The sequence below is a fragment of the Prescottella sp. GW823-FHT02E09 genome (assembly GCF_058797375.1).
In genome coordinates, this window is record NZ_JBXAJP010000001.1 from 699460 (window position 1) to 726248 (window position 26789).

At 67.2% G+C, this 26789-nt stretch carries 23 protein-coding genes and 5 tRNA genes; 9 read left to right on the forward strand and 19 right to left on the reverse strand.

The window, feature by feature from the left end:
• Positions 1 to 78: 78 nt before the first annotated feature.
• Positions 79 to 1527: an MFS transporter gene (locus tag AC1RIF_RS03395; RefSeq protein WP_492599945.1), complete on the reverse strand. Its 1449-nt coding sequence runs from the start codon at positions 1525 to 1527 to the stop codon at positions 79 to 81.
• Between the two features lie 329 nt (positions 1528 to 1856).
• Between AC1RIF_RS03395 and AC1RIF_RS03400 the strand changes: the two genes are divergently transcribed.
• Complete coding sequence (locus AC1RIF_RS03400) at positions 1857 to 3341, forward strand: MFS transporter (protein ID WP_492599946.1); 1485 nt, start codon at positions 1857 to 1859, stop codon at positions 3339 to 3341.
• A 199-nt stretch (positions 3342 to 3540) separates the two neighbouring features.
• Entirely contained in the window at positions 3541 to 4311 is a 771-nt protein-coding gene (locus AC1RIF_RS03405; protein ID WP_492599947.1) for an IclR family transcriptional regulator, read from the forward strand.
• A 67-nt stretch (positions 4312 to 4378) separates the two neighbouring features.
• Here AC1RIF_RS03405 and AC1RIF_RS03410 read toward each other — a convergent pair whose 3' ends face one another.
• The 3 genes from AC1RIF_RS03410 to AC1RIF_RS03420 all read right to left on the reverse strand — a co-directional run bounded on the left by AC1RIF_RS03410 (position 4379) and on the right by AC1RIF_RS03420 (position 6754).
• Entirely contained in the window at positions 4379 to 5539 is a 1161-nt protein-coding gene (locus AC1RIF_RS03410) for a 3-ketosteroid-9-alpha-monooxygenase, oxygenase component (protein WP_492599948.1), read from the reverse strand.
• An 85-nt stretch (positions 5540 to 5624) separates the two neighbouring features.
• On the reverse strand, positions 5625 to 5897 hold the full coding sequence (locus tag AC1RIF_RS03415; RefSeq protein WP_492599949.1) for a hypothetical protein: 273 nt from the start codon (positions 5895 to 5897) through the stop codon (positions 5625 to 5627).
• 101 nt (positions 5898 to 5998) lie between these two features.
• Positions 5999 to 6754, reverse strand: a complete 756-nt coding sequence (locus AC1RIF_RS03420; protein ID WP_492599950.1) for an SDR family NAD(P)-dependent oxidoreductase — start codon at positions 6752 to 6754, stop codon at positions 5999 to 6001.
• A 186-nt stretch (positions 6755 to 6940) separates the two neighbouring features.
• Between AC1RIF_RS03420 and AC1RIF_RS03425 the strand changes: the two genes are divergently transcribed.
• Positions 6941 to 7522: a TetR/AcrR family transcriptional regulator gene (locus AC1RIF_RS03425; protein WP_492599951.1), complete on the forward strand. Its 582-nt coding sequence runs from the start codon at positions 6941 to 6943 to the stop codon at positions 7520 to 7522.
• 63 nt (positions 7523 to 7585) lie between these two features.
• On the opposite strand, the gene AC1RIF_RS03430 is transcribed toward AC1RIF_RS03425, so the two are convergent.
• A complete protein-coding gene (locus AC1RIF_RS03430) occupies positions 7586 to 10018 on the reverse strand; it encodes an ATP-dependent Clp protease ATP-binding subunit (RefSeq protein ID WP_492599952.1) in 2433 nt (810 codons plus the stop codon).
• A 265-nt stretch (positions 10019 to 10283) separates the two neighbouring features.
• On the opposite strand from AC1RIF_RS03430, the gene AC1RIF_RS03435 reads away from it, so the two are divergent.
• Positions 10284 to 11720: an MFS transporter gene (locus AC1RIF_RS03435; protein ID WP_492599953.1), complete on the forward strand. Its 1437-nt coding sequence runs from the start codon at positions 10284 to 10286 to the stop codon at positions 11718 to 11720.
• Here AC1RIF_RS03435 and AC1RIF_RS03440 read toward each other — a convergent pair whose 3' ends face one another.
• Genes AC1RIF_RS03440 through AC1RIF_RS03450 form a run of 3 tightly spaced genes read right to left on the reverse strand, consistent with a single transcriptional unit; the run spans position 11721 to position 14195 of the window.
• Positions 11721 to 12260 (reverse strand): VOC family protein, encoded by a 540-nt coding sequence (locus AC1RIF_RS03440; RefSeq protein WP_492599954.1) that lies wholly within the window; start codon positions 12258 to 12260, stop codon positions 11721 to 11723.
• A 5-nt stretch (positions 12261 to 12265) separates the two neighbouring features.
• Positions 12266 to 13147 (reverse strand): oxidoreductase, encoded by an 882-nt coding sequence (locus AC1RIF_RS03445; protein WP_492599955.1) that lies wholly within the window; start codon positions 13145 to 13147, stop codon positions 12266 to 12268.
• A 58-nt stretch (positions 13148 to 13205) separates the two neighbouring features.
• Complete coding sequence (locus AC1RIF_RS03450; RefSeq protein WP_492599956.1) at positions 13206 to 14195, reverse strand: alpha/beta hydrolase; 990 nt, start codon at positions 14193 to 14195, stop codon at positions 13206 to 13208.
• Between the two features lie 377 nt (positions 14196 to 14572).
• Here AC1RIF_RS03450 and AC1RIF_RS03455 point away from each other — a divergent pair, with 377 nt between their 5' ends.
• Together AC1RIF_RS03455 and AC1RIF_RS03460 are read left to right on the forward strand one after the other, a co-directional pair.
• The gene (locus AC1RIF_RS03455) at positions 14573 to 15466 is read left to right on the forward strand and encodes a pseudouridine synthase (protein ID WP_492599957.1); all 894 of its coding nucleotides are present in this window, start codon (positions 14573 to 14575) and stop codon (positions 15464 to 15466) included.
• A gap of 114 nt (positions 15467 to 15580) precedes the next feature.
• Entirely contained in the window at positions 15581 to 16357 is a 777-nt protein-coding gene (locus tag AC1RIF_RS03460; protein WP_492599958.1) for an SDR family NAD(P)-dependent oxidoreductase, read from the forward strand.
• 19 nt (positions 16358 to 16376) lie between these two features.
• Here the strand turns inward: AC1RIF_RS03460 and AC1RIF_RS03465 are convergent, their stop codons facing one another.
• From AC1RIF_RS03465 to AC1RIF_RS03480, 4 genes are all read right to left on the reverse strand, one after another.
• A complete protein-coding gene (locus AC1RIF_RS03465) occupies positions 16377 to 16943 on the reverse strand; it encodes a TetR/AcrR family transcriptional regulator (protein WP_492599959.1) in 567 nt (188 codons plus the stop codon).
• Between the two features lie 11 nt (positions 16944 to 16954).
• Complete coding sequence (locus AC1RIF_RS03470; protein WP_492599960.1) at positions 16955 to 18577, reverse strand: FAD-binding protein; 1623 nt, start codon at positions 18575 to 18577, stop codon at positions 16955 to 16957.
• Between the two features lie 35 nt (positions 18578 to 18612).
• Entirely contained in the window at positions 18613 to 19788 is a 1176-nt protein-coding gene (gene hsaA / locus AC1RIF_RS03475; RefSeq protein WP_492599961.1) for a 3-hydroxy-9,10-secoandrosta-1,3,5(10)-triene-9,17-dione monooxygenase oxygenase subunit, read from the reverse strand.
• A gap of 306 nt (positions 19789 to 20094) precedes the next feature.
• The gene (locus AC1RIF_RS03480) at positions 20095 to 20697 is read right to left on the reverse strand and encodes a TetR family transcriptional regulator (protein ID WP_492600137.1); all 603 of its coding nucleotides are present in this window, start codon (positions 20695 to 20697) and stop codon (positions 20095 to 20097) included.
• Positions 20698 to 21001: 304 nt separating this feature from the next.
• On the opposite strand from AC1RIF_RS03480, the gene AC1RIF_RS03485 reads away from it, so the two are divergent.
• The gene (locus tag AC1RIF_RS03485) at positions 21002 to 21760 is read left to right on the forward strand and encodes an IclR family transcriptional regulator (protein WP_492599962.1); all 759 of its coding nucleotides are present in this window, start codon (positions 21002 to 21004) and stop codon (positions 21758 to 21760) included.
• A 39-nt stretch (positions 21761 to 21799) separates the two neighbouring features.
• On the opposite strand, the gene AC1RIF_RS03490 is transcribed toward AC1RIF_RS03485, so the two are convergent.
• The 7 genes from AC1RIF_RS03490 to AC1RIF_RS03520 all read right to left on the reverse strand — a co-directional run bounded on the left by AC1RIF_RS03490 (position 21800) and on the right by AC1RIF_RS03520 (position 24320).
• A tRNA-Phe gene (locus tag AC1RIF_RS03490) sits at positions 21800 to 21876 on the reverse strand.
• 54 nt (positions 21877 to 21930) lie between these two features.
• Positions 21931 to 22004: transfer RNA gene (locus AC1RIF_RS03495), tRNA-Asp, on the reverse strand.
• 119 nt (positions 22005 to 22123) lie between these two features.
• Positions 22124 to 22200: transfer RNA gene (locus AC1RIF_RS03500), tRNA-Phe, on the reverse strand.
• A 55-nt stretch (positions 22201 to 22255) separates the two neighbouring features.
• A tRNA-Asp gene (locus tag AC1RIF_RS03505) sits at positions 22256 to 22329 on the reverse strand.
• A gap of 49 nt (positions 22330 to 22378) precedes the next feature.
• Positions 22379 to 22451 (reverse strand) — tRNA-Glu (locus AC1RIF_RS03510).
• A 112-nt stretch (positions 22452 to 22563) separates the two neighbouring features.
• Positions 22564 to 23220, reverse strand: coding sequence for a TetR family transcriptional regulator (locus tag AC1RIF_RS03515; protein ID WP_492599963.1), 657 nt, complete (start codon positions 23218 to 23220; stop codon positions 22564 to 22566).
• A gap of 239 nt (positions 23221 to 23459) precedes the next feature.
• Positions 23460 to 24320, reverse strand: a complete 861-nt coding sequence (locus tag AC1RIF_RS03520; RefSeq protein WP_492599964.1) for a magnesium transporter CorA family protein — start codon at positions 24318 to 24320, stop codon at positions 23460 to 23462.
• Positions 24321 to 24598: 278 nt separating this feature from the next.
• On the opposite strand from AC1RIF_RS03520, the gene AC1RIF_RS03525 reads away from it, so the two are divergent.
• Positions 24599 to 25102: a tyrosine-type recombinase/integrase gene (locus AC1RIF_RS03525; RefSeq protein WP_492599965.1), complete on the forward strand. Its 504-nt coding sequence runs from the start codon at positions 24599 to 24601 to the stop codon at positions 25100 to 25102.
• A gap of 403 nt (positions 25103 to 25505) precedes the next feature.
• The gene (locus tag AC1RIF_RS03530; protein ID WP_492599966.1) at positions 25506 to 26771 is read left to right on the forward strand and encodes an RCC1 domain-containing protein; all 1266 of its coding nucleotides are present in this window, start codon (positions 25506 to 25508) and stop codon (positions 26769 to 26771) included.
• The last annotated feature ends 18 nt before the right edge of the window (positions 26772 to 26789 follow it).

Genomic DNA, 26789 nt, shown 5'->3' on the forward strand with positions numbered 1-26789 from the left:
ATCAAGTTCGTCGATCCGACTCGGGGCTCGGACCGCAGTTGCGGTCCGAACCCCGAGCTGGTGCCGAATCGTGTGGGACTACAGGTCCTGGCCACGCCGTCCGACGGTGATACCGAAGGCCAGGAGTCCGCCGAGCAAGGCCGCGCCGGCGGCGACCATGAAGGCGACGAAGAAGCCGTCGGAGCTGTACACCGGGCCGGCGGGGCCGACGGTGAGCACGTGCTGGGCCAGCAGGGCGAAGCCCACCGAGGACAGCATGCCGCCGAACATCGACTGGGACAGTCCGGTGAAGTTGGCGCCGATCGCGCGCTGGTCGGCCGGAAGGGCCATCATCACCAGGTTCGGGATGGCGGCGTAGATCATCGAGCCGAAGCCGATCAGGCCGTAGCCGAAGACGACCTGCCACGCCTGGTCCGGGGTGGTGGCGAGAAGGGCCGCACCCAGTGCAATCAGGACCGATCCGCCGATGAGGTGCTGCCGGAAGCCGATTCGCTTCGAGGTGGCACCGACGAACACGCCGCCGAGCACGATCAGGATGCCGCCGGGCAGCATCCACAGCGCCATATCGGTGACCGACAGGCCGAATCCGTAGTCCGCGGCCTCCTGGGGCGTCTGCAGCAGCATCGGGATCAGCGTCGCGGTGAGTGTCGTTGCACCGTAGGCGATACCACCCGCAAGCAGCGTGATGCCGACCTTGCGGCTGGCCAGGACGTCGATGCTGATGAGCGGCTCCGGGCAGCGACGCTCCCACACCACCCATCCGACCGCGAAGATGACGGTGACGGCCAGCGTGCCGAGAGTCCTGCCGCTCAGCCAGCCCCAGCCGGCACCCAGGGACAGGGCCAGCATGACCGTGAAGAGCGCGACGGTCAGCAGGAAGGCTCCCAGCCAGTCGACCGAAACCTTGGCGCGCACCGGAGTTTCCGGGACGAAGAACAGCGTGAGCAGACCGCCTGCAGCACACAGGGCGAAGGAGAACCAGAACACCGAGGACACGTCGGTCCGGTCGACCATGAAGCCGGTGATCAGCGGGGCGACGACGGTGACGACACCGACACCGGTGTTCGCGATGCTGATGGACATCGCCTGCAGTCGAGCCGGGAAGACGTCACGGATCAGCGAGTAGCCGAGCGCGGTGAAGGCGAACCCGACACCGGACAGGAAGCGGCCGACCAGCAGGATCGGGAACGTCGGGGCGATCGCGGAGATGAGCGCGCCCAGGCTCGCGATCGCCGCGGTCACGACGAGCATGCGCTTCTTACCGTAGACGTCGGCGAGCTTGCCGAGGATCGGGGACGAGATCGCGGCAGCGAGCACCAGCGCGGTCATCACCCAGACGACCTGCGTCGTCTCGTATTTCGCGGCGATCTTCGGCAGAGCCGGGGTGAAGAGGGCGAAGGCCAGCGCCGCCTGCTCGGTAAGCAGGACGAGGATCAGCAGAACGCGGATCCAGTACCCGTTCGAGCCGCCGGAATCACCGGCGCCCCGGACGGGGGCTTCGTCGCCCTTTGAGACGGTGACTGACATTTCCCTACCTACATTCCAGTCGCGTGTCCAACAGTGACCGGAAGCACATTAGGAGTCGAGACGCAGCTCACCTCCATCGTTTCCCGGTGAGCGGAAAACCACTCCGAACAGAAAGGCGCACCTCGGCGGTGCCGCACGAACACCCCGGGCGCCCGAACGTGTCGGCACACCTCACACGGGGGAAATCGACTGCAGCAAGTGACAATTCGCGAACTGGACACCCATGTTCCGCTGAGCTGAATCCGCTTGCACAGTTCGCCGCCCCCTGCCCTGTAATGGCCGTCACACATCAGATCGAAGTGCATCGTCCACCACAGGGAGGCTCGGATATGGCAGGGCTCACAGACGCCGCAACGGACAAGATCGGGGGAGGTGGCTGGTCACCGAGACTGGCGATGTCGCTGATCGCGATGACCCTCGTCCTCGAGGTCATCTCCATCAGCTCCTACATGACCGGCACCGCACTCATGCCGATCGGGGAACACTTCAAGACCGATCAGCTCGCCTGGGTCATGACCGCGTTCCTGCTCGTGGGCGCGATCGCTTCGCCGCTCGCCGGCAAGCTCGCCGACATCTACGGCAAACGTAGGCTGTTCCTGTCCTGCCTGTCCATCGCGATCGTGGGCGCCCTGATGTCCGCGCTGGCGCCGACGTTCCTGCTCCTCGTCGTGGGGCGCGGCCTGTTCGGCTGCCTCATCCCGTGCATGTTCCTGGCGTACTCCCTGATGCGCGACATCTTCCCGCCCTCGACCCTCGCCCTCGCTGTGAGCATCACCGCCGCCGGCATGGGCTTGATGTCCGTGCCGTCGCCGTTCATCGCCGGAATCCTGCTCGACAGCTTCTCGTTCCGCAGCCTGTTCTGGTTCTACGGCATCGCTCTGACCATCCTGCTACCGATGGTCCTGCTGACCACCCAGGAGTCCCCGGTACGCACTCCGGCCCGAGTCGACTTCGTGGGCGCGGTCCTGTTGGGCGCCGGACTGGCCGCGATCCTCATGGGCGTGAGCTTCGGCCCGACGTGGGGATGGACGACCACCAGCACGCTCGGCCTGCTCGTCGGCGGCGTGGCACTGCTGACCGCCTGGGTCCTGACCAGCCTGCGCGGCCGTGAGCCGCTGATCGACCTCCGGTTCTTCCGCGAGGGCCCGATGCTGAAGATCTGCTCGGCAGCCGGCATGGGCTACGGCACCATGACGCTCTACACGACGATGCTCCCGATCATGTGCATGGCACCGGCCACGCTGGCGTTGGGCTACGGCTTCGGCATCGACGCCAAGGAGTTCGCCATCCTGCAGGCCCCCATCGGCGTCGGCAGTGTCATCGGCGGGCTCGCCGTCGGACGCATGATCCGCACCGTGAACCCGGCCATGACCAAGATCGTCGGTGTCTCGCTGATGCTGGCCGCCTCGATCCTCACCGCGTTCTGGCACACCGACAAGGCGACGCTGCTGGTGTGGGTGCTGATCTTCGGCCTCGGCATGGGCGCCTTCACCGCGTCGATCCCCAACCTGGTGATCGCGTCGGTCCCCGCGACCGTGCAGGCGTCGATGTCGTCGATGGTCCAGGTGTCGCAGTCGCTCATCTCCTCGGTGTTCCCGGTCGTCGCCTTCGCGGTGCTGAACTCGCACGTGGCGACCGTCGTCGACGGCTACGCGTTCTACACCGACAGCGGCATGACGATCGCGTTCGGGCTGTCCGCGGTGGGCGCCGCGGTGTCGATCCTGGTGGCGGCCACCCTGCTGCTTCGCCGCAGGTCGGAAGGGCCCGGCGCGCCGACGTCCGCGAACACGGGCAAGGAAGCGGTCACGGCCTGACTCGCATCGATCCCTCTCCCGACGCCGGGGCCGCGCACCGCGGCCCCGGCGTCGTCGCACCCGAACACACGGCGCGCGTTGAAACGAATTCTCGTCGGGTGCTGGAGCGACGCGGCTCACGCTGCTACAGTTCGCATCACTTGATTGAACGCTTGCTCAATCACCCGGAACGCGCGCACCCATGGAGGTTCGGAACGTCATGACGACGGCAGATGCAAGCTCCCCGATCGCAGTCATCGACCGCGTCGCGTTCCTGCTGGACGCGTTCAGGGAAGCGGAAAGACTGACGCTCTCGGAACTGTCGCGCCGCACCGGGTTTCCCCGGTCGTCGACGCACCGCATGCTGCTCCAACTCGTCCGGATCGGGTGGGTCCGCCGGCGCGGGCACGCGTACGAGCTCGGTATGAAGATGCTCGAACTCGGCTCGCTGGCGCAACACCATGACCGAGTGCACCAGGCGGCTCTGCCCGTACTGCACGAACTGCACAACGCCACCGGCCTCGTGGTCCACCTCGCGGTACTCGACGGAGCCGACGCGCTCTACCTCGAGAAGATCGGTGGGCGGTTCACACTCGCGGTCCCCTCCCGCGTCGGCGGACGCCAGCCGGCCTACCGCACCGCGATCGGCAAGGCACTGCTCGCGCACTCGCGCGTGGATGCCGAAACCGTTCTTCCCGAGTCGATCTCAGGTCCGACACAGAACTCGATCGGCGATCCGGCGCGCTTGCGGGTCGAACTGGCCCGCATCCGCGAGCAGAGCATCGCGCACGATCGTGACGAGACGACCGTCGGAGTCTCCTGTGTCGCAGCAGCTATCGGGGACGGAAAGAACACCGTGGGCGCGATCTCGGTGTGCGGACCGACCAACGGCATGAACAGTTCCGCACTGGTCGCCCCGGTGCGGATGGCCGCGCTCGCGACGTGGCGGCACATGACCAGCAGCCGCACGCTGCGACCGATCCCCGCCTGACCGACCGCGGAACGAACTGTGCCCCTGCCGAATCATCGGCAGGGGCACAGTCGTTCAACCGGCAGACCTAGACGTCCGCGACCAACTCGACCGGCTTCACGCCGTTCGCGACGTTGTCCGCGACGACGCCTCGCCAGTTCTCCTGTGCGCGGGTGGTGTCGACCTCGAACTCGAATCGCTTGGTCATGTCCTCGGTGACGTCCTCGACGTCGACGTAGAACTGCTGGTACCAGCGGCGCAGTTGGTAGACCGGGCCGTCCTCCTCGGTCAGCAGCGGGTTCTCGATCCGGCTCTTGTGGTTCCAGATCGCGATGTCCTGCTTGAACTGGTGCTCGACACCCTCAGTGAACTGCTCCGCCATCGCCTTGGCGTCGTCGTCCGACAGACCCTCGGTCCGCTTGACGACGGTTCCCCACTGCAGCAGGAAGGAGTTGTTCGTGATCGGGTAGTGGCAGTTCGCCAGCTTGGTCTCGACCTTGATGTCGCCCGCGACCGTGTAGACGGTGTCCAACATGAAGGACGGACCGAAGTACGAAGCGTCCGAGATCGTCTCGGCCTCGGCCATACCCAGCTGGACGCCGGTCTGGATGTCGTCACGACCACCCGAGCGCATCACCTGGGTCGCGACGTGACCCTCGAAGATGTTCTTGAAGTAGGTCGGGATCTGGAAGTGCACGTAGAAGAAGTGCGCCATGTCCACCACGTTGTCGACGATCTCGCGGCAGTGCGAGCCCTCGACGTAGTAGGTGTTCCAACTCCAGTCGCTCCACTCGCCCTCGTCGTAGCCCTCGATCTGCGGGATCGTGACGTCGGCCGGCGGCGGGTTGCCCTGCGGATCGTTGTAGACGAAGAACAGGCCGTTGCGCTCGAGCTTGACCCACGCCTTGGTCTTGGCGACCGGCGGAACGCGCCGGGCGTAGGGAATCTCGGTGCACTTGCCCTTGCCGTTCCAGCGCCAGTCGTGGAACGGGCACGCGATGGTGTCGCCCTTGATCTCGCCCATGGCGAGGTTGCCACCCATGTGACGGCAGAACGCGTCCAGAACCTGGAGATCACCCTTGCTGTCCTCGAACACGACCAGGTCGGTGCCGAATATCTTGACCTGGTGCGGCTTCCCGTCACGGAAGTCCTGGGCACGGCCGATGCAGTGCCATCCGCGCGCGAAACGATCGGGGTTCTTCCCCGCCTCGATCTCCCGAACCGCGACGTCGTCGGCGATCTCGGTCATCTTGCCTCCTCGAATGATGTGTTGGCCTGCCCGCCCGGTGCGAGCAGCACGAAAAACTCCGGAACTGCGAATCCGCTTCCGCTGTCTAGGTGTACGAGCGGACTTCCTGCGTCGAACCGGCGACCGGCACGGTGCGGTAGGACTCCGCGATGTCGCCGTTGGCGACCGCCTCGTCGATGGTGCTGCGCAGCGAGTAGCACGTGCGCACGTACATGCTGTGCACGCCCTTCTCCGCCTGGGCGCGGAACTCGGCGCAGTTGCTCTCCGCGTCGTCGACCCACTGGGTACTGGTGTGAGTGGGGCTGAACTTCTCGACGAGAACCCGGTTACCGCACGATCCGCATTCGATCGGTTGCATTGTGCGACCCTTCCATTGGAACTGTATTCACCGAGCGTACGAGTCGACGGCGCGCTATTCCTGCCCCATTTCCGTTGAGCGGTAAAGAATTCGGCCGCTCGTCACCTGAGGAAAGCCTGCCCTCCGTCGACCGGCAGCGAATGGCCGGTGATGTACCGGGCGGAGGGGCCGCACAGGAAGACCACGGCCGGCCCGATATCGGTTTCGGCGTCCCCCAGGCGCCCCAGCGGCACGCTCCGGAGGTACTCCCCGTACGCCTGCGGATTCAGTTCGGCCCACTCGTCCATCAGGGGCGTCGACGCCAGCGGCAGGATGGCGTTGACCCGGATACCGTCCGCGCCCCACTCACAGGCCGCCGTCCGGGTCAGCACACGGACGGCCTCCTTCGCCGCGGCGTACGCGCCTGTCCCGGTGGGATCCCACTTCAGGCCGGCGGCCGACCCGAGGTTGACGATCGACCCACCACCGGACAGGTGCGGATGGCACGCCCGCATCATCCGCAGCGTCGCCAGCGGGCCCGAGTTCATGCTGCCGTGATAGTCGTCCTCACTGACCTCGAGCAGCTTGCCGTGGGCCGGAGTCTGAGCGTTGTTCACCAGAATCGACAGGCCGCCGTACTGCGCCACCACGGCGTCGACCACGGCATCGATCTCGACGGGGTCGGTGACGTCGCACCGGAGCGCGACCGCATCGCCTCCCCTGCGGACGATCTCGTCGGCGGTGTCGGCCACCTTCGACAGGGTCCGGCCGACGACCGCGACGCGCGCGCCTTCGGCCGCGAGAGCGAGGGCGATCCCCCGCCCGATTCCCTGTCCGGCACCCGTCACCAGCGCGACGTCACCCTCGAGTACACCCATCGATCACTCCTGCTGCTGCTCGCTCGGTCACAAGTCGCCGATCATTGTGATCCAAGACACCGAATTGAGCAAACGCTCAATCAATGTAGGATTGCGCCGACGGGTCGGGTACCGGCTGCGTGGGCACGGGTAGCATGAGGCGCCTCGCCCGACACAGAATCGACCCAGGTACAGGGGGAAGTCCGAATGGATCCGCAGGAACGTCGGCGTCAGATACTCGAACGTTCCGGTGAGATCTTCGCGACGAAGGGCATCTCCGCGACGACGGTCCGCGAGATCGCCGACGCGTGCGGGGTCTACTCCGGCACGCTCTACCACTACTTCCCGTCCAAGGACGCCATCGTCACCGAGATCATCCGGGTGTACGTCGACGAGCTGTACGAGAAGTGCTCCGAGGTGATCGCCGGGGGCCTTCCGCCGATCGAGCGGCTCGAGGCCCTCGTCCTCGTCGCGATCGACTCCGCCGAGAACCACCGCCACGCGACCGCGATCTGGCAGGTCGAGACGGACTACATGCGCGATCAGATGCTCGAGGCGAGCCTCGACGACAAGGGCGATTTCGCAGCGACGTTATGGCTGCAGTGCATCGAGGAGGCCCAGGAGTCGGGCGATCTCCGCAGCGACGTCGAATCGGCGACCTTCTACCAACTGATGCGCGACGCGGTGTGGCTCACCAGTCGGTGGTTCCGGAAGTCCCCGACGAAGTCGAACGCGCAGTTCGCACACGAGATCACGTCGATCTTCATCGACGGACTGCGAGTCCGCTAGATACACGAGAGGGGCGGTACAGGCGAATCGAATTCACCTGTACCGCCCCTTCTTCTACCGCGATCAGCTCACGACGAGGTCCAACTCGTCGTCCGCTACCGTCACGATGATCCGTCCACCCGCGTCCAGCACGTCGTCCAGCAGCAGATCGGCGATGCGATCGTCGACCTCGCGGGCGATGGTCCGGCGCAGCGGCCGCGCCCCGAACTCGGGCTGGTGCCCGTGCTCGGCAATCCAGTCCACCGCATCGGGCGTGAACTCGATGTCGATGTCCTTGGCCCGCAGCCGGTCCCGGCTCTCGCTCAGCAGCAGATCGGTGATCCGGTGCAACTGCTGGGCTTCGAGCTTCCGGAAGATGACGATCTCGTCGATCCGGTTGAGGAACTCCGGCCGGAACGACTCCCGCAGACGGCCCATCACCCTGTCACGCAACGGCTTCTCGGCCGCGGCGGCGTCACCGGTGGTGAAACCGAGTGCTCCACCCTTGCTCGAGATGATGTCCGAGCCGAGGTTGCTGGTCATGATCAGGACGGTGTTCTTGAAGTCCACCGTCCGGCCCTGACCGTCGGTCAGCCGTCCGTCGTCGAGCACCTGCAGCAGCACGTTGAACACGTCCGGGTGCGCCTTCTCGATCTCGTCGAGCAGGATCACCGAGTACGGGTGCCGGCGCACCTGCTCGGTGAGCTGACCGGCCTCACCGTAGCCGACGTACCCCGGAGGGGCGCCGACCAGTCGGCTCGCCGTGTGCCGCTCGCCGAACTCGCTCATGTCGAGCCGCAGCATCTTGCTCTCGTCACCGAACAGCGACTGCGCCAACGCCTTCGCGAGCTCGGTCTTGCCGACGCCGGTGGGTCCCAGGAACAGGAAGCTGCCGACGGGCCGACGCGGATCGCCCATGCCGGTCCGGCTGCGGCGCACCGCACGCGCGATCGCCTTGACCGCATCCTCCTGGCCCACGACCCGCTGGTGCAGCTCGTCCTCCAGTCGGCGCAGACGCTCCTTCTCCTGCTGCGTCATCCGGCTGGCCGGGATACCGGTCGCCCGGGCGACGATCTCGGCGATGTCCTCGGCGGTCACCGACGGGGTCCCGTCCGTGGCCGGAGTTCCGTCGCGAGACTCCGCGAGCCGCTTCTCCGCACCCGCGATCTCGTCCCGCAGCTGCGACGCACGCTCGTACTGCTCGGCCTGCACCGCGCTGTCCTTGTCCCGCTCGAGCCGGGCGATCCGCTGCTGCAGCGCCTTCGCATCCGGGTTGGATGCACCGAGCTGCAGGCGCTTTCGCGCACCCGCCTGATCGAGGAGGTCGATCGCCTTGTCCGGCAGGAACCGGTCGGCGATGTACCGCGACGACAACTCGACCGCAGCGCTGATCGCCTCGTCGGTGTAGCGGACGCGGTGATGCTCCTCGTACCGCTCCCGCAGGCCCGTCAGGATCGCCTCGGCGTCCTCGGGGCTGGGCTCGTTCACCGTCACCGGCTGGAAACGTCGCTCGAGGGCGGAGTCCTTCTCGATGTGCTTGCGGTACTCGTCGAGCGTGGTGGCGCCGACGATGTGCAGGTCGCCCCGTGCCAGCTTGGGCTTGAGGATGTTCCCGGCGTCCATCGCCCCCTCACCGCCGGCACCCGCACCCACGATGGTGTGGATCTCGTCGATGAAGACGATGACCTGTCCGTTCTGCGCGACGATCTCGTCGACGGCCTTGGTCAGCCGCTCCTCGAAGTCCCCGCGGTAACGGGTACCGGACAGCATGCCGGCCAGGTCCAGCTGGACGATCTTCTTGTCCGCCAGCACTTCCGGAACATCTCCGTCCACGATGCGCTGCGCCAGGCCTTCGACGACGGCAGTCTTGCCGACACCGGCCTCGCCGACCAGGACCGGGTTGTTCTTGGTCCGGCGGGCGAGGATCTCGATGGCCTGCTCGATCTCGTCGGCGCGCCCGATGACCGGGTCGACGCCGCCGGAGCGGGCACGATCGGTGAGATCGGTGCCGTACTTGTCGAGAGTCGGTGTTGCCGAATCCTGCTGGGGTTCGGCAGGACCCGCGTTGACAGCGGATTGCATCGACTCGGGAGTCACGCCGGCCGAGGCCAGCACACGTCCGGTCGCGGAGTCTCCGTTGGAGACCAGCGACAGGAAGATGTGCTCGGGGTCGATGTAGGTCGAGCCGAGTGCGCGTGCGATCTGGTGAGCGTCGAGCAGCGCCCGACGTCCCGCGGCAGTCACCGTGGGAGGCGTCGAGATCGCCACACGGCCGCGCGGCAGGTGGGCCTCCGCGGCCTTCGAGATCGCCTCCGGGTCCCCGCCCACACGCTTCACCATGTCGCGAACCGGGTCCTTGACCGCGGCCACGTGCAGGATGTGCAGTGCGTCGAGGCCCGCATCACCGCGTCCGGCCGCAAACTGTGCAGCCTCCGCCATGAGCACCTGAGCTTCGTTGCTCATCAGCCGGGTGATGTCGATGCGCCCGGGCCCCTCGGGCCCGAAGAATGCCGGCATTCGCAGCCTCCTCCAAAGTTGAGTCTTATCGACTCATGGAACATGCCTGGATCGGATTCAATTCCCGACCGTCCAGAATCTTTCGCCCGAGGGCGTCCGACGATCCGCGCGCACCACGCCCATCGCCTCCGCCGTGGCCCTGACCTCGACGTTTCCCGGGAGTCCCGGCCGAGGACCCGACGACTGTGAGAGCCGACACACTCTCGGCGCCGGACACCGGATCCGCCTTGACCTCGAGCGCACTCGAGCTTCTACCTTCGGGTCCATGAAGACCCGACCCGAGACCGCCGGTACCTGGGGTCAGCTGCTGACCGGACGACATCTCGGTGTCGCCGTCGTGTTGGCCGGCGGCGAGGCGTTGTACGCGACCAACGTCTATCTGACGAGCAGCCTGCTGCCCACCGCGATCGCCGACATCGGCGGGCTCCGCTACTACGCCTGGACGTCGACCGTCTTCCTCATCGCATCGGTGTTCTCCTCGATGACCGTCAGCCGCACGCTCGCCGCCCGCGGCCCCCGTGGCGCCTACCTGATCGGCCTCGCGCTCTTCGCGTTCGGAACCGCGGTGTGTGCGCTGAGCCCGACGATGGAACTGCTGCTGGTCGGGCGTGCCGTGCAGGGTTTCGGCGGCGGTCTGCTCGCCGGTCTCGGCTACGCGGTGATCAACTCCGCATTGCCCCGACACCTCTGGACCCGCGCGACCGCGCTGGTCTCCACGATGTGGGGTGTCGGCACCCTGGTGGGTCCCGCGGTCGGCGGGGTGTTCGCGCAGTTCGGCGCGTGGCGCTGGGCCTTCGGCGCGCTGATCGTGTGCACCGTCGCGGTCACCGTCCTCGTGCCGATCGTCCTGCCACCGCGCACCGGTGAACGCGACCGCGTCGTCGCGCCCGTGCCGATCCTCCCGCTGACGCTGCTCACCGCGGCGACCCTGCTGGTGAGCGTCGCCGGCCTGATGTCCGATGCCGCGATCGCCGGTGTCGCGGTCGCCGGCGGAGTGGCGCTGGTCGTGTGGTTCGTGGCAGCGGACCGGCGCAGCTCCCACGGGGTGCTGCCGCCGTCGACGTTCACCCGGTCGCCCCTGAAGTGGATCTACCTGACCATCGCGGTCCTCGCGATGGCGTCGACGGTCGAGACGTTCGTCCCACTGTTCGGGCAGCAACTCGCGGGGTTGGCCCCCGTCACGGCCGGATTCCTCGGTGCCGCACTGGCACTCGGCTGGACGGTGGGCGAGATCCCGAGCGCATCGGCCGCCGCGCCCCGGGTGGTCCGCCGGATCGTGCGGTCCGGACCGATCCTCGTCGCCGCCGGGCTCGCGATCATGGCGGTGGTCCTGGCCGAGCAAGCCGACAGCGGACGCGTCGCGCTCTGGGCGGCCGGACTGATCGTCGCCGGCGCGGGCATCGGCATCGCGTGGCCGCACCTGGCGGTCGGCGCCATGAGTGCCGTGGCCGAACCCGCCGAGGGTGCCCGTGCGTCCGCCGCGATCAACACCGTCCAGTTGATCGCCAACGCGTTCGGCACCGCGCTGGCCGGTGTGCTGGTGAATCTCGGCGGCCGGTCCGAGATGCGCTCGGCGCAGCTGCTGCTGTTCGGCTTCGCAGCGCTGGCGCTCGTCGGCGGCTGGACCGCGTGGCGGGCCGCGCCGCGGGACGCCCCGACGAGCGGGGCCGCTCGTCGAGACGTCGAGGCAGTCGCGGGCTGATCAGCCGCGAGCGCGCGCCGCGTGCACCCGATCCCAGAGGTGCCGGTCAGTGCGCGGGCCGCCGTGGGTGTCCGCGCCGTAGCGGGCGATCTCGGCGGCGATGTCGAGCGGACGGGTCGGCGGCCGGGCCGGAACCAGTTCGTCGATCGCGAGGGCGTCGGGCACCAGCCAGCACACCTCGAACTCGATGCCGTCCGGGTCCGCCCCGTACAGCGCCTTCGTGGAGCAGTGGTTGCTGGCGCCGGTCAGCGCACCCGCGGCCAGCAGGCGGTCCCGCATCTCGGCCAGTCCGGCGAGCGTGTCGACCTCCCACGCCAGGTGGTACAGGCCGACGTTGCCCGGGGTGACGCCGCTGCTGGGGTTCGGGCTCTGGAACAGACCCAGGTCGTGGTCGTTCGCCGAGTCCGCTGCCTGCAGGAAGGCGGCGCCGGGGAATCCCCCGGGAAGTGCCTTGAACCCCAGCACATCCTGGTAGAACGCCAGGCTGCGCTGCAGGTCCGACACGAACAGGACGGCGTGGTTGAGTCGCTCGATCGCCAACGCGGTCAGCCTCCGAAGTTGTAGTTGACGCCGGTCAGTTGCTCCGACAGCGTCCACAATTGTCGCGCAACGCTCCGGTCGTGCGACTTCCGGTTCGATCCGACCACCTTCGGGTAGCCGCGGCTCTCGAACATCGACGACGGTCCGAGGTAGCTGCCCCCGGCCGCGTCGGGGACGGTGGCCGCGTACAGCATCGGCAGCGCACCCATCTCGGCCGACTGTGCGACGAACGGGTCGACCAGAGCCATGATCCGGCTCGAGATCGACTCGGTGTGCGACTGCAGATTGGTGGACGAGTACCCGGGGTGCGACGCGAGCGACTTGACGGTGGACCCCGACGCCGCGAGCCGTCGTTGCAACTCGTACGCGAACAACAGATTCGCGAGCTTCGACTGCCCGTAAGCCGGCCAGCGGCGGTACGTCCGCCGCTCCCAGTTGAGGTCGTCGAGGTCGATGCTGCCCATCTTGTGCATGTTGCTCGACATCGTCACCACCCGGTCGCGCACCTTGCCGAGCAGCAGTCCGGTGAGTGCGAAGTGGCCGAGGTGGTTGGTGCCGATCTGCATCTCGAAACCGTCGACGGTGCGGCGCAGCGGAACCGCCATCACCCCCGCGTTGTTCACCAGGACGTCGAGACCGTCGACCGAGTCCGCGAACTCGCGTACCGACGCCAGATCCGCGAGGTCGAGCTTGCGGACCTCGGCGTTGTCCCCCAGTTCGGCCGCGACGGCACGCCCCTTGTCGACGTCGCGGCACGCGAGCACGACATGCGCACCCGCCTTCGCGAGCGCCTTGGCGGCCTCGGCGCCGAGGCCGCTGTTCGCGCCGGTCACGACGAACGTCCGGCCCCGCTGATCGACGATGTCCCGTGCGGTCCATGTGGTCATGGCCACAGACTACGGAAATCACGATCAGCGGGGCGGCAGTCTTACACGTGTCGTTCGCTCACCACGCGTTGAGGGCGTTCAGAATCTGCGGCCGGGCCTGCCACAGTTCCGCCGACCAGTACGGCCACGCATGAATACCCGTGGCGTTGAACTTGAAAGTCGCAGGGATGCCGAGCGTGTGAAGTCGCACCTGGAATGCCCGCGAGGTGATCATCGAGATGAATTCGAGGCCCATCCCCATCGTGGTGTTCCAGTAGCCGATCGGGTCGGACGGATGGTCGTACACGCCCGGGAGTCCGCTGCCCGCCGAGACGTACAGCGACAATCCTTGCAATTGCGGCGCCGACACGAACGGGTCGTTGCGGAGCCACGCCGGGTCCCACGGGAAGCCCCACATCGAATCGGCGTTGTACCGGCCGGCGTCGTACATCGCCAGCCTGATGGCCTCCCGCATGCCGGGGGCCGTCGTGTTGAGGTAGCCCGACAGCGAACCCGCGAACTTGAACTGGTCACGGTGGTAGGCGGCGAGCGTCATCGCGGCCGTTCCGCCCATCGAAATTCCCAGAATTCCGGTATTGGTCCGGTCCACACCGAATCTGGCGAGATAATCCGGAAGTTCACGGGTCAGGAACGTCTCCCACTTGTAGGTGACCTTCTGGTTGTTGAAATTGCTGGGGTTGTACCAGTCCGAATAGAAACTCGCCTCGCCACCGACCGGCATGACAACGGTGACATTGTCGAGTGCGAACTGTTCCATTGCGTTGGTCTCGAAGGTCCAGGCATTGCGATCGTTCCGGGCACGCATGCCGTCGAGCAGATACAGCGACGCACTGCCTCCCCGCGCGGCCCACTGGACCTGAACCTTGATGTCACCCATCGAGGACGGGACCCACAGTTCCTGGTAGCCGCCGCGCTGCACCTGCCGACTCGTCTCGGTCGCCGCGATCGGCGCTGCACCCACCGCCACCCCGGCGAACACGAGCAGCGCGGCGAGCAGAACCGCCACGGGGTTTTTCCAGATTCTCTGTCGATTTACGGCGAGATACATCCAAACTTCTTCCTACACGAGCCGCCGATCTCGACGAACAAAACGAATCCGACCACACGGTTGATCTTCGCAGTGCGGCGCTTCGTTAACACCCACACAGTGTGGCGAACCTCTCGAAATTCGCATTCATGAGAACTTCATGAGAATTTCGGGGAATCTGCAGAATTCGTGCTAGGCCCTACCGGCCCCTCGGCAGCGCATGCGGTCGCGATCTCGCGACCGCAGCGCACCGGCGTGACGACAGCGCCACCACCCACCCCTCGAGGGCGGCCGACGCTGCAACTTACCGAAGGGTAAGTTATGGAGGTGTGCACGTCAACGAGCTGCGTACAACTCGCGTCGGCACCGGCCCCCGACCGTGCGGGTACCGTCGGAACGTGCCCGCCGCTCCCCTGCCCGTCCGCGACGGCCTCAACCCCACCAGGCTCCGGTTGCCGAACGACGCGACCTGGCCCACCACGGTCGCCTATCTACTGGACCGCTTCCCCGACGATGCGACGCGACTGCTCGAGAAGATCGGTACCGGCGAGATCGTCGACGAGCACGGAACCCCGGTCACTCGCGACACCGAGTACCGTCCGCACGGGTTCGTCTACCTCTATCGCGATCCCCCGATCGAGAAGCGGGTGCCGTTCGAGATCGAGATCCTGCACCGCGACGAGAACCTCCTCGTCGTCGACAAGCCGCACTTCCTCGCGAGCACCCCGCGCGGGGCCTACGTCGTCGAGTCGGCGCTGGTCCGCCTGCGCCGCGACCTCGACCTGCCCGAACTCACCCCCGCGCACCGCCTGGACCGGATCACCGCGGGCGTACTGGTGTTCACCGTCCGACAGGAGGCGCGCCGGGCCTACCAGTCGCTGTTCGACGAGCGCCGCGTGACGAAGGAATACGAGGCGCTGGCCCGCCACGATCCGACCGTGCAGCTGCCCGTCACCGTTCGTAGCCGAATCATCAAGGAACGCGGAGTCTTACAGGCTCGCGAGGTCCCCGGAACCCCCAACGCCGAGAGCCGGATCGAACTGGTCGGGACACACGACGGCATCGGCCGCTACCGACTCCTGCCGCGCACGGGCAAGACCCACCAGCTGCGACTGCACATGAGTTCGCTGGGCATCCCGATCCTCGGCGACAACTTCTACCCGACGTTCCACGACGTGGCGGGCGACGACTATTCGGCGCCCCTGCAACTCCTCGCGCGCAGCATCGAGTTCGGCGACCCGTTCTCGGGCGCACGACGCCGCTTCGAGAGCCGTCGCACGCTCGAGGCCTGAAAGCGGCCTTCTCCCATCCTGCGGGTGAACCCGAGTCGACGAAACCAAGCAAGTGCTAGGTTGCCTAGGGATTCGCGAGAACGCCCTTACCCCCACGACACCCGGGAGCACACCGTGACCACATCATCGTCGAGTTCGACGCCCACCACCGCCCTCGTCACCGGCGGCACCGGCGGCATCGGCGCCGCCGTCGTCCGCCGGCTAGCCGCGGAGGGGCACAACGTGGTGCTCACCTACCGGTCCAATGCCGAGGCCGCAGCCAAGCTGGTCACCGAGATCGAAGAACTCGGGGTGCGAGGCGCCGCGCACCGTGTCGACCTGTGCGATGTCGACCAGTTGGGCGAGCTGGTCCGCACCACCACCCCCGATTTCGGCGACCTCTCGATCCTGGTCCACGCGGCCGGGCCGCACGTGCCGATGGTCCACCTGTCCCGTGTCGAACCGTCCACGTACGCACAGCATCTCAACGACGAGGCGACCGCGTTCTTCGCCGTCGTGCAGGCATGCCTGCCCGCATTGCGGGAAGCGTCGGGTTCCGTGGTCGCGGTGACCACCGCCGCCACCGACCGCTACCCGGTGCGCGACGGCCTGTCCGCCGGCACCAAGGGTGCCGTCGAGGCCCTGGTGCGCGGATTCGCGGCCGAGGAGGGGCGGTACGGCGTCCGCTTCAACGCCGTCGGCCCGGGCATGCTCACCGACGGGATGGCCGAGCGCCTCATCAGCTCGCAGAGCCTCGACCAGCGGGCACTGGACGTCACGATGAGCCGCATTCCGTTGCAGAGGTTCGGCACGGCCGTCGACATCGCGGAGGCCGTCCACTTCCTCGCGAGCGACAAGGCCGGATTCGTCACGGGTCAGAAGCTCAACGTCGACGGCGGCTACACCGTCTGAGCGCGGAACCGGCTCGGGGTCACGGCAGGATCATCCGGGCCGCACCCTCGAGCCGGTCGGCAATGTGCCCGTACGAGTCGTAACCCATACCGGCGCGCAGCAGTGCGCCCGCGTACAGCATCTCGAGCGCCTCGAGCAGTTCGTCGTCGGGCTCCGGACCGAGGGCGTCGAGCAGTCGCTTCCGGATCTCGAGTGCGATCCGCACCCGCAGGTGCATCACGTCCGGGTCCCGGCCGAGCAGCGCGGTGGTGACCGCGGCCGCCAGTTCGGGCTCGTCCGACACCAGGAGCGCGACGCTGCGCAGCACCCCGACGACCCGCGTCGTGCGGTCGTCCGACGGCACGGCATCGCTCGTCATGGTGGACAGCCGACGCCAGAACACCTCCGCCACCAGGTGTTCCTTCGACGAGAAGTAGGTGTACGCCGTTGCCGGCGCGACGCCCGCCCGCGCCGCCACCAAACGAACAGTCAGTCCGGCGAAACCGTTCTCCCGTAGTACCTCCACCGCACACCGGGTGAGCCGGGAGACCGTCTCCGCCTGCTTGGACGTCAGACGGCGGCGGGTCGATTCGTAATTGCCAGACACATGTCCGGAGGCTACGCGACCGTGGAGTTCCGGGCGACGACGGCCCCCGCGCGACGACCCGAGTACACGCAGTCCGCGATCGACAGACCGCTGACGTACGACTGCGAGCAGATCCCCACCGCGTTGCGACCGGCCGCGTACAGGCCCGGGATCGGACGGCCGTCCTCTCCGGACACCGCCCCGGTCCACTCGTCCACGACGAGACCGCCCAACGTGAGCACCGGGCACGGAAAACCGGCCTGCACACGGATCGAGCAGTCGAACGCGTAGAAGGGACCGTCGACCAGCGGCGTGACATGAGCGGAGTCCTTACCCATGGCGTCGGGTCGACCGTCGCGCCGGTCCGCGTTGTACCGGTCGAGGGTGCGTGCCAGCCCGGCCGGATCGATCCCGGTGCGGCGGGCCAGGTCCTCGGCGGTGGCCCCCTTCTTGTGCCCGGTGCTGAAGAGATACGTGGTCTGCAAGCGCTGGAACCACAGCGTCTGCTCGGGCACCTGACGCTTGGCGTCGGCCAGGACACGGGAATCGACGACCAGGTACGCGGCCACATCCGTCTGCTCGGCGATGTGCTCACCGATCTTTGCGCCGTAGTACAGCTCGTTGCAGATGCGCTCGCCCTCCTTGTTGACGAGGATGCCCTCGGTCATCGCGATCGGCGGATTGAAGAACCGCCACGCCGACACCCGCTCCATCCGGTCGGTCGCGCCACCCACCGACTGCCCCAGCCGGATGCCGCTGCCGTCGTCGCCGATCGTGCCCAGCGCGGTGCCGCCGAGGTACCTCGGCGCGTGTTCCTTCAGCATCTCCCGGTTGAACGCGAACCCGCCGGCGGCGAGGATGACGCCCTTGCGGGCCCGGTACCGCCGCACCACCGAGTGCTCGCGCTCGATCCGGCCGATCGGACCGTCCATGAGCCGGCCGATGGGGCGGTAGTAGAGGTTCATCTTGCGGTTCCACGAACCGAGCAGCCGGTGCAGCGCACGGCGCACGGTCGCCCGCGGATCCACCTCCCGGCACTCGATTCCGATCACGGTGCCGGCGTCGTCGGTGACGAGCGACGTGACCGTGGTCTGCCGGCGCACGTCGATCCGCCGCTTGCGTGCGGCCTTCTCCATCGCGGAGAAGAAGACTTTGCCCGACGTCCCTCTCCCCTTCGTGCGGTGACCGCGCGGCGCGGGCTCGGCGACGTCCTTGTACGGCGGCGCCAGTTCGTTGCCCGAGTAGTACAGGTAGTAGTCGTTGGTCGGATACGACGTCTTCCGCGGCGCCATGCTGCCCTCGAACGGCACCCCGAGCCCCTCGAGCCACTGCAGGTTCTCGACGCTGCGCTCGCAGAAATCTCCGAGCAGTTCGTCCGAGACCACACCCGACGTCTCGAGCTCGAGGTAGTCGAACATCGTCGCCGGGGTGTCGTGGTCGAATCCGGCTTCCTTCTGCTGCGTCGTCCCGCCGCCCGCGTAGTAGATGCCGCCACTGATGGCCGTGGCACCGCCGCCGTCGAAACGCTCCACCACCAACACCTGCGCGCCCCGGTCGGACGCCTCGATCGCCGCGCTCGCGCCGGCCGCACCGAAGCCGACCACGACGACGTCGGCCTCACCGTCCCAATGCTCGGACCCACTGCGTACCTGCATGTTCCGCCTCCTCCTCGATCCGATCGCCCGACGCGTCACACCCACGCGTCACGAATGTCATGTCCCAGTTCGCTACGCCCGAAGAGCGCCAGCGCTTGATGCGGGTCGTTGATCACATGTGCCCGTCCCGCGTGCGCGTCGCGCCAGAACCGCTGCATGGGCGTCCCCCGCCGCAGCGCCGCACCACCCGCATGGTCGAACAACCGGTCGATCGCCGCGACCGCCATTCCCGTCGCGCTCACCTGATCACGACGCACCTTCGCGCGCAGGGACAACGGCAGCCGGTCGCCGCTCTCCGCGAGCGCGGTCAGCCTGGAAACGTTGCTGTCCAACTGCATCCAGGCGAGCTCGATGTCGCGGGCAGACTCGGCGAGGGCCACGTGCACATGGTTCCCGTCGGCGCCCCGCCCACCGATCGGCGTCTGCACCCGCTCCGCGGTCAGCGCGGTGAAGGCGGAGTACATCCCGTCGGCCATCCCCACGATCGGCGCCGAAATGGCGGTGGAGAACACGACGGAGAACGGAAGACGGTACAGCGGAGACGGATTGACATCCTGCCCCGGGCCGGTGCACTGCACGGTCGAGGCAAAGCTCAGCGTCCGGTACTCGGGGACGAAGGCGTCGTCGATCACGATGTCGTTGCTGCCGGTGCCCCGGAGTCCGACCGTGTCCCAGACGTCGTCGATCGAGTAGTCACGCGCCGGCACCAGAAAGGTGCGGAAATCGATCGGATCCCCGGCATCGTCGACGACCAGACCGCCCACCAGAACCCAGTCGGCATGCGCCGACCCGGACGAGTAGCTCCACCGCCCCGAGAAGAAGTACCCACCGTCGGACGCGATCGCGCGACCCATCGGCGCGTACGCCGAGGACAGCAGGGTGTCCGGGTTCTCGCCCCACACGTCGTCCTGCGCGCGGGGATCGAACAGCGCCAGATGCCACGGGTGTACCCCCACGACCGATGCGACCCACCCCGTGGAACCGCAGGCGCTCGCGAGGCCCCGCACCGCCGCGTAGTAGTCGCGCGGATCCGCCTCGTGACCACCGAACCGACTCGGCTGCAGCAGTCGGAAGTGTCCGGCATCGGTGAGGGTGCGAACCACGTCGACGGACACCTGCCGCGCGTCCTCGACCTCCTGGGCGCGCTCGCGCAACTCCGGCCGGAGCGCCTCGATGTCGCGCAGTACATCCGCGACTTGCCGGTCACCCATCGAGCCCCAATCCCCGCCGAGGTCACCCGCGGCCACGTCCGAACCGACCGATAACTCGGACGATCACTCCACTGGCCCAGAGATTAGAACAGGGTACAGATTTTGTCGATGATCAGTGCGAGCGCCCACCTGAAGATCGCTGCCGGCCGACCACCGATCCGCGACGCTTCACACCGCCGAACTGGGAGAACAGCCCGGACAGCGCACAGAGCCAGCACCGCGGGCGTCCGCCTGAGCGCACCGCAGAAAGGTGGTGGAATCTGTTCTAGATTCCTGCTTCGAAGTGAGGGCGCCCCCGCCCGGAGCTCAGCTGTGGTCGGCGAGCACCAACCGGGCGACATCCTCGACGTTGCGCACGGCCTGCGCGTAACTGATCCGCCCCGCGATCCAGAACGTCATGGCCGACAGCATGGCCCCGTCGATCGCAAGGATCGCCGTGCGCGCCACGTCGTCGGGGACCCCGTCCATCAACTCGCGCACCGCGGCGTGATTGTCCGCGGCCCGGCACTGCATGGACGCACGCACGAAGGGATCCGACGACGTCGCGAGTTCGAGGTCGAGTCGCGCGAAGTTGGGCCCGCGCTGAAAGGCCCGCAGCTGCCGCCGATACAGTGCCACGACCCGCTCGACGACGCTGCGAGGATCGGTCGCCCCGGATTCGCGGGCTCGTCGACGCTCGGCGTCGAGCTTGCGCGACAGCCGATCGTTCCAGGCGACCATGGACGCGGCCATCAAGTGCGCTTTGGTCGGGAAGTACCGGTACAGCGTGCCCAGCGCCACCCGCGACCGCTCGGATACCTCGCGCATCTGGATCCGGTCCGGCTCCACCTCCTGCAGCAGCTCGATCACGGCCTCCGTCAGCGCCGTGCGCCGTGCCCGTTGGCTCGCCGTCATCTCCGCGGTCGGCATCGGGGCCTCACAGTCAGGTCGCACCCGCTCACGGTAGCCGAGGCGCGCCCCCGCTCGACGACTCCGCCCCAACCGTAGATTTGAAACATTGTTCTCGTTTACTCTGAAAGGCGGTTCGCCGATATAAGTTTCGCCAACCACTTCGTACCGATGGGTAACCGGCCGACGGACACCCTCAGTCGCCTCCAGCTTGGCGCGACGGCTCAGAGGTGGGTATAACTCAGGTATTACTCGACATTGCTCGGTATTGATCGGTATTCGTCAAAGGCCCGGATCCGCGACTCGGCCGGCGATTGGAGGGCACGTGACTGTCATCGACGACGACCTGGGCGTCTCGGCTTCGAGCGTGCCACCGACCATGGCGGAACGGATCACACTCATCCTCGATCAGTTCGACGGCGCCGGCACCCGGCTGACCGCGGAAGACCTGGTCCAACTCACCCATATTCCCCGGTCCACGACACACCGGATCCTGGACCAGCTCACTCAACTGAACTGGCTTCGCCACAACGGATTCGGATACCGCCTCGGCTGGCGGGCGATGGCCCTCGGACGCAGCACCGAACGCGACGAACTACGCGCCGTCGCCGCCCCCCACCTGCATCAACTGCACCTGCGGACGCGACTGATCACGCACCTGTCGGTGCTGGACGGCCGCGACATCGTGTGGCTGGACAAGGTGGGTGGACGCTGCGCGGACACCATCGCCACCCGGGTCGGCGGCCGCAGCAGGGCCGATCGCACCATCGAGGGTCGGTCCATGCTCGCCCTGCTGCCCCCGGAGCACGTGGACGGGCTCTATCGGGATCTACTCGCCCCGGCGGCACTGTCGGACCTGCATCGGTCGCTGGGGACCATCAGGACGCGCAGCGGCCGCGCGTGGGACACCGACCCGTCGGGAGTGCTGTCCGTTGCCGCGGCCATGCACTCCGGCGAATCCGATTCGGCCCAGCTGGGTTGCATCTCGCTGCGCGGACGCGTCCACACCGACCAGTTGCAGCGGGTGCTGCCACTGCTGGCGGGGGCTACGCGGATGATCTCGACACGACTCGCCGAGGGATGAGGGATGAGGGAAGACCGAGAAGGAGCTCGACACTCGAAGTGGTGGCCAGAGCCGGGATCGAACCGGCGACCTTCCGCTTTTCAGGCGGACGCTCGTACCGACTGAGCTACCTGGCCGGAAGGCACCCGAACGAATGCCTGTCGCATCGAATCGTTTCCGACTCGAGTGAGCGACCCTGACGGGACTCGAACCCGCGACCTCCGCCGTGACAGGGCGGCGCGCTAACCAACTGCGCCACAGGGCCTTGCTGTTACTGCTGGTGGAACTGTACTGCCATCACGGGAGCCGGTGCACGCAAGGGCTTGCATGCGAAGACTCCGCGATCGAGTTGTCATCCTCGTTGCGGAGTCCATCGACTTCCTGTGGTGGCCAGAGCCGGGATCGAACCGGCGACCTTCCGCTTTTCAGGCGGACGCTCGTACCAACTGAGCTACCTGGCCGGACGGCACCCGAACCGAATGCCTATCGCGCCCCACCGTTTCCGGTGGGACAAAGCGACCCTGACGGGACTCGAACCCGCGACCTCCGCCGTGACAGGGCGGCGCGCTAACCAACTGCGCCACAGGGCCATGCTGTTACTGCTATTCAACTGTACTGCGCACTTCGACGAGCGAAGTGTACCCCCTACGGGATTCGAACCCGCGCTACCGCCTTGAAAGGGCGGCGTCCTAGGCCGCTAGACGAAGGGGGCCCGCCGAATTGCTCCGGCCAGTACCCCAACGGCGTTCCGTTGGGAGCTTGCATAGCTTAGGGCACCGATTTCGCAAACCACAAATCGCCTGTTCAGGCCCCACAAAGCGGAATCACTCCGGCGCCGCGGCGACCGTCTCCACCGGCCAACCCTCACGACGCCACTTCTCCAGCCACGCCTCCGACGCCATGCCGGCCAGCACCACCTCGAGCGTCTCCTCGAACCGCGCCCGCAGGTCGACCTCCTGCGCCGTCAGATCGGACATGTACCGCTGGCCGGCCAGACCGGCCGCGAGGACACGCGTGAACTTCTCCGTGTCGGCACCCTCCCGCACCAGACCGTCACGACTGGCCCTCTGCACCAACTCGCGCGCGGACCCACCCCACACGCTCGCCCCGCCGTTCTGCACGTCGGAGTAGAACTCCGGCTCGATGATCAACCGGAACTCCGCCTGCACGATCGCGTCGGACAGGAACATCCGTGCCACGTCGTCGATGAGACCGTGCAGGATCTCGAAGGGGTCGAGATCCGTCCGGCTCATCCACCGGTCCGTCGTCTCCTTGAACTTTTCGAGGGCGGCGCCCAATACCGCGCGCCCCAACTCCTCCTTCGATTCGAAGTGGAAGTACATCGCGCCCTTGGTCGCGTGCGAACCCTCGAGGATTGCATTCACCGACGCTGCCGCGTATCCGCGCTTGCTGAACTCGACTGCGGCCGCTTCCACGATCGCAGCGCGAGTCCGCCGCGCACGTTCCTGTTGACGTGCCATTGCGCTACTCGCCTCCGAAAGCCGTAACGCCGGCCGATTTGTCGACCAGCTGCCACCCGCCCGAAAACCAGACTAGTCCCCTTGTGCCGGGGTCCGAAACAACAAACCCCTGACCTCGGACGTCGACGACAAAGCCCAAAAACACACCGAGTGGTATAATTTTCCCGGCTCGGGTGTGGCGCAGGGGGTGCACACCCGAGCCGTTCTCCGTTCCGGATCGGGCAGCTCGGGTCGAGCGCCTACAACCATCCACGTCGTTTGAAACTCACCCACAGACCGGATGCCAGACCCACCAACAGCACGGCACTGAGCCAGAAGCCCAGCGGATCGGAATATCCGGGAAACGGGATGTTCTGCCCGAAGTACCCCGTGACGCCCGTGGGTATCGCGATGATCGCCGCCCACGCAGTGAGTTTCTTCATGATCTCGTTGAGCGAATTGCCCTGCATGGCCAAGCTTGTCGAGAGGATCGACTCGATCGTGTCCCGGAGTCCGTCGATGCGCTCCATCGCGCGCAACGCATGGTCGTACACGTCCTGGTAGTACGGCACGATCTCGGCGGACATCGCATGGACGCCCGGCCGCAGCAGTGCGCTCAATGCCTCGTTCATCGGGAGGACGACGCGGGAGAGCTTCACGACGTCCTTGCGCAGCGCGAAACTCTGCAGCTGGATGGCCCGGGTCGGGCCCGTGCCCTCCGACGATTCGTCTTCGAGGGCCTGGATCCGATCGTCGAGAACGTCCAGGACCTCGAAGTAGCCGTCGACCAACTGATCGAGCAGCGAGTGCAGCAGGTACCCGACGCCGCGTTCGCTGAGCGCCCCGATGTCGTCCCACTCCGCGAGCAGCGGCCCCAACGGGAACCCGTCGTCGGAACGAATGGTGATCAGCGCCCGCTGCACGATGAACGCGGCGACACGCGTCGAAGCCGGGGTTCCGTCGTGACCGTCGACACGTACCGCCCGCGCGTGCAGCAGACTGTGATCGCGGTACCGCACCAGCCGAGGACGCTGGCTACCCTCGGCCGCATTCTCGATCGCCAGGGGATGCAACTCGGCCTCGCCGTCCACCAGCGGCGCGAGGGCGAGCAGATCGGCCAAACGTCGGCGCGAGGAGGTCCACCCAGATCACCGCATCGGGGTCAGTTCGGTGCTCGGCGAGCTTCTCCAGCGGTAGATCCGATGCGACCAGCATGCCGTTCCGGTACAGCCGGTTGCGATGGGCGCAGCTCACCTGGACGGAATCGCGCGCCCCTGCCGAACGGTCGGGTTCCTGCCGTGTCGTTTCACCCACGTCCCGATCATCGCGCACATCGGTCACGGATCCACCGCTCCGACACCTATCGGCGCCGGACGGAAAAAAGCGAAACCCCTCACTGATGCGCCTGCTGTCGACCAACATGCACCACCGGACGCGAGTGATGATCCTGCTCGGCGCCCTGCAGGGATTGCGTGTCCACGAGATCGCGAAGTTCCGCGGCGAGGACATCGACCACGAGCGCGAGATCGTCACCGTGCACGGCAAAGGCGGGAAGGTGAAGCCCCTCCCCCTCCATCGGATCATCGCCGCCACGTGCCCGACGATGCCGGCGCGCGGGTGGTGGTTCCCAGCGAACGCCACGCGCCCCGGCGAACACATCCATTCGAAGTCGGTCAGCCAAATTATAGGGAAGGCTATGCGGCGCTGCGGGCTTCAGCGCACAGCTCACGGCCTTCGCCACTGGTACGGCACGACACTGCTTGACGATGGTGCCGACCTCCGCGTTGTCCAGGAACTGCTGCGCCACGCGTCGCTATCGACAACACAGATCTACACGAAGGTTCCCGACGGCCGGCGGCGGGTTGCGGTCGAGGCACTGGATCCGTGGAGGGCGATCGCGTAGTCCTACTGCTGGCCCCTACTCGTCCGCGTGAGGGGCGGGAGAGCGCCGCCACGAGGCCCGTTCTCATATCCGATCACGTGGTTGCTGATGCAGTATCCGCCCGCATTCGGCGGGTCCCTGGTGTGACACCTCCGTCAGCCGCCCCATTTTCGGAGCGAGACAGAACGGCAGGGTCCGCCCGATTTCTCAGTTACAGTGCCATTCTGCAGTGGGCCGACCATCCGGTTTCTAAAGTTCCGTGTGGTGTACCCACCAGGACCATCAGCTCGCAGCCGACGGTCACTACCCCTACACAAAGGAACCGATGACGATGGTGCTCGCCGCCTCGACCTCACCGCATGGTGGGGATGCTCCGCCTCAACACTCGATCGGTCGCCGCACGCCCCGATTCCGGCGTGCCGTGGTGACAGGACTCGCCGCGGTCGGGGTCGTGGTCGCACTGGCCACCCCCGTAGCCGCGGCCCCGGTCGGGGTCCCGGTTCTGCCCGGCGGCCAGGTGATCACCTGGGGCGCACCGTGGTGGCTGGCCGACGAGCCAGCGCCGCCTACCGGGCAGACCTACACCGCGATCGCCGCCGGCCTCTCCTATTCGCTGGCACTGACCTCCTCCGGGCAGGTCGTCGCCTGGGGAGAGAACGGCAAGGGCCAGAGCGCCGTGCCGGCGCCGCCGGCCGGGCAGACCTACACTGCCGTCGCCGCCGGCGCCTTCCATGCTCTGGCCCTGACCTCCGCAGGGCAGGTGGCTGCCTGGGGAGACAACGGCGCTGGTCAGACCACCGTGCCGACGCCGCCGGCCGGGCAGACCTACACCGCCGTCGCCGCCGGCGGCTACCACTCGCTGGCCCTGACCTCCTCCGGGCAGGTCATCGCCTGGGGCGCCTGGGGAGGCAGCGGCAACGGTCAGACCACCGTGCCGACGCCGCCGGCCGGGCAGACCTACACCGCCATCGCCGCCGGCGCCTACCATTCGATGGCCCTGACCTCCTCCGGGCAGGTCATCGCCTGGGGAGACAACCGCGACGGGATGACCACCGTGCCGGCGCCGCCGGCCGGGCAGACCTACACTGCCATCGCCGCCGGCGCTGCCCATTCGCTGGCCCTGACCTCTGCTGGCCAGGTGATCAGCTGGGGAGTCAACCTCTACGGGCAGACCGACGTGCCGGCGCCGCCGGCCGGGCAGACCTACGCCGCGATCGCCGCCGGCGGCTCCCATTCGCTGGCACTGACCTCCTCCGGGCAGGTCGTCGCCTGGGGAAAACCCGACAACGGGCGGACCGACGTGCCGGCCCCGCCTACCGGGCAGACCTACACCGCCATCGCCGCCGGCGACGTCCATTCGATCGCCGTCGCGTCGACGCCGCTGCAGGCCCCCGCGATCACCGGCACACCACCCGCCGCAACCACCGGGAAGCCCTACACCCACGCCTTCACCGTCACCGGCAACCCGACCCCCGTCGTCACAGTGATCGACCCGGCCATGTTGCCGCCGGGCATGACGTTCACCGACGGTGTGCTGTCCGGAACACCCACCACAGCAGGGGAATACACGTTCATCCTCAAAGCATCCAACGGCGTCAATCCTGATCCGACACTGGCCGTAACCGTCACTGTCACCGATGCTCCGAACACAGGAGTCGGAGGGTCCGGATCGCTCGGATTCGGCAGCTGATCCTTCTGCCTGCAGCAG

Coding starts and splice junctions, on each gene's coding strand:
- hsaA (WP_492599961.1), bottom strand. CDS start 19,788: ATGGGTGACCGGCAAGTCGCGGATGTACTGCGCGACATCGAGGCGCTC.
- AC1RIF_RS03445 (WP_492599955.1), bottom strand. CDS start 13,147: ATGACCACATGGACCGCACGGGACATCGTCGATCAGCGGGGCCGGACG.
- AC1RIF_RS03480 (WP_492600137.1), bottom strand. CDS start 20,697: ATGCCGACCGCGGAGATGACGGCGAGCCAACGGGCACGGCGCACGGCG.
- AC1RIF_RS03415 (WP_492599949.1), bottom strand. CDS start 5,897: ATGCAACCGATCGAATGCGGATCGTGCGGTAACCGGGTTCTCGTCGAG.
- AC1RIF_RS03525 (WP_492599965.1), top strand. CDS start 24,599: ATGCGCCTGCTGTCGACCAACATGCACCACCGGACGCGAGTGATGATC.
- AC1RIF_RS03400 (WP_492599946.1), top strand. CDS start 1,857: ATGGCAGGGCTCACAGACGCCGCAACGGACAAGATCGGGGGAGGTGGC.
- AC1RIF_RS03430 (WP_492599952.1), bottom strand. CDS start 10,018: ATGCCGGCATTCTTCGGGCCCGAGGGGCCCGGGCGCATCGACATCACC.
- AC1RIF_RS03470 (WP_492599960.1), bottom strand. CDS start 18,577: ATGCAGGTACGCAGTGGGTCCGAGCATTGGGACGGTGAGGCCGACGTC.
- AC1RIF_RS03395 (WP_492599945.1), bottom strand. CDS start 1,527: ATGTCAGTCACCGTCTCAAAGGGCGACGAAGCCCCCGTCCGGGGCGCC.
- AC1RIF_RS03515 (WP_492599963.1), bottom strand. CDS start 23,220: ATGGCACGTCAACAGGAACGTGCGCGGCGGACTCGCGCTGCGATCGTG.
- AC1RIF_RS03410 (WP_492599948.1), bottom strand. CDS start 5,539: ATGACCGAGATCGCCGACGACGTCGCGGTTCGGGAGATCGAGGCGGGG.
- AC1RIF_RS03435 (WP_492599953.1), top strand. CDS start 10,284: ATGAAGACCCGACCCGAGACCGCCGGTACCTGGGGTCAGCTGCTGACC.
- AC1RIF_RS03405 (WP_492599947.1), top strand. CDS start 3,541: ATGACGACGGCAGATGCAAGCTCCCCGATCGCAGTCATCGACCGCGTC.
- AC1RIF_RS03425 (WP_492599951.1), top strand. CDS start 6,941: ATGGATCCGCAGGAACGTCGGCGTCAGATACTCGAACGTTCCGGTGAG.
- AC1RIF_RS03450 (WP_492599956.1), bottom strand. CDS start 14,195: ATGTATCTCGCCGTAAATCGACAGAGAATCTGGAAAAACCCCGTGGCG.
- AC1RIF_RS03420 (WP_492599950.1), bottom strand. CDS start 6,754: ATGGGTGTACTCGAGGGTGACGTCGCGCTGGTGACGGGTGCCGGACAG.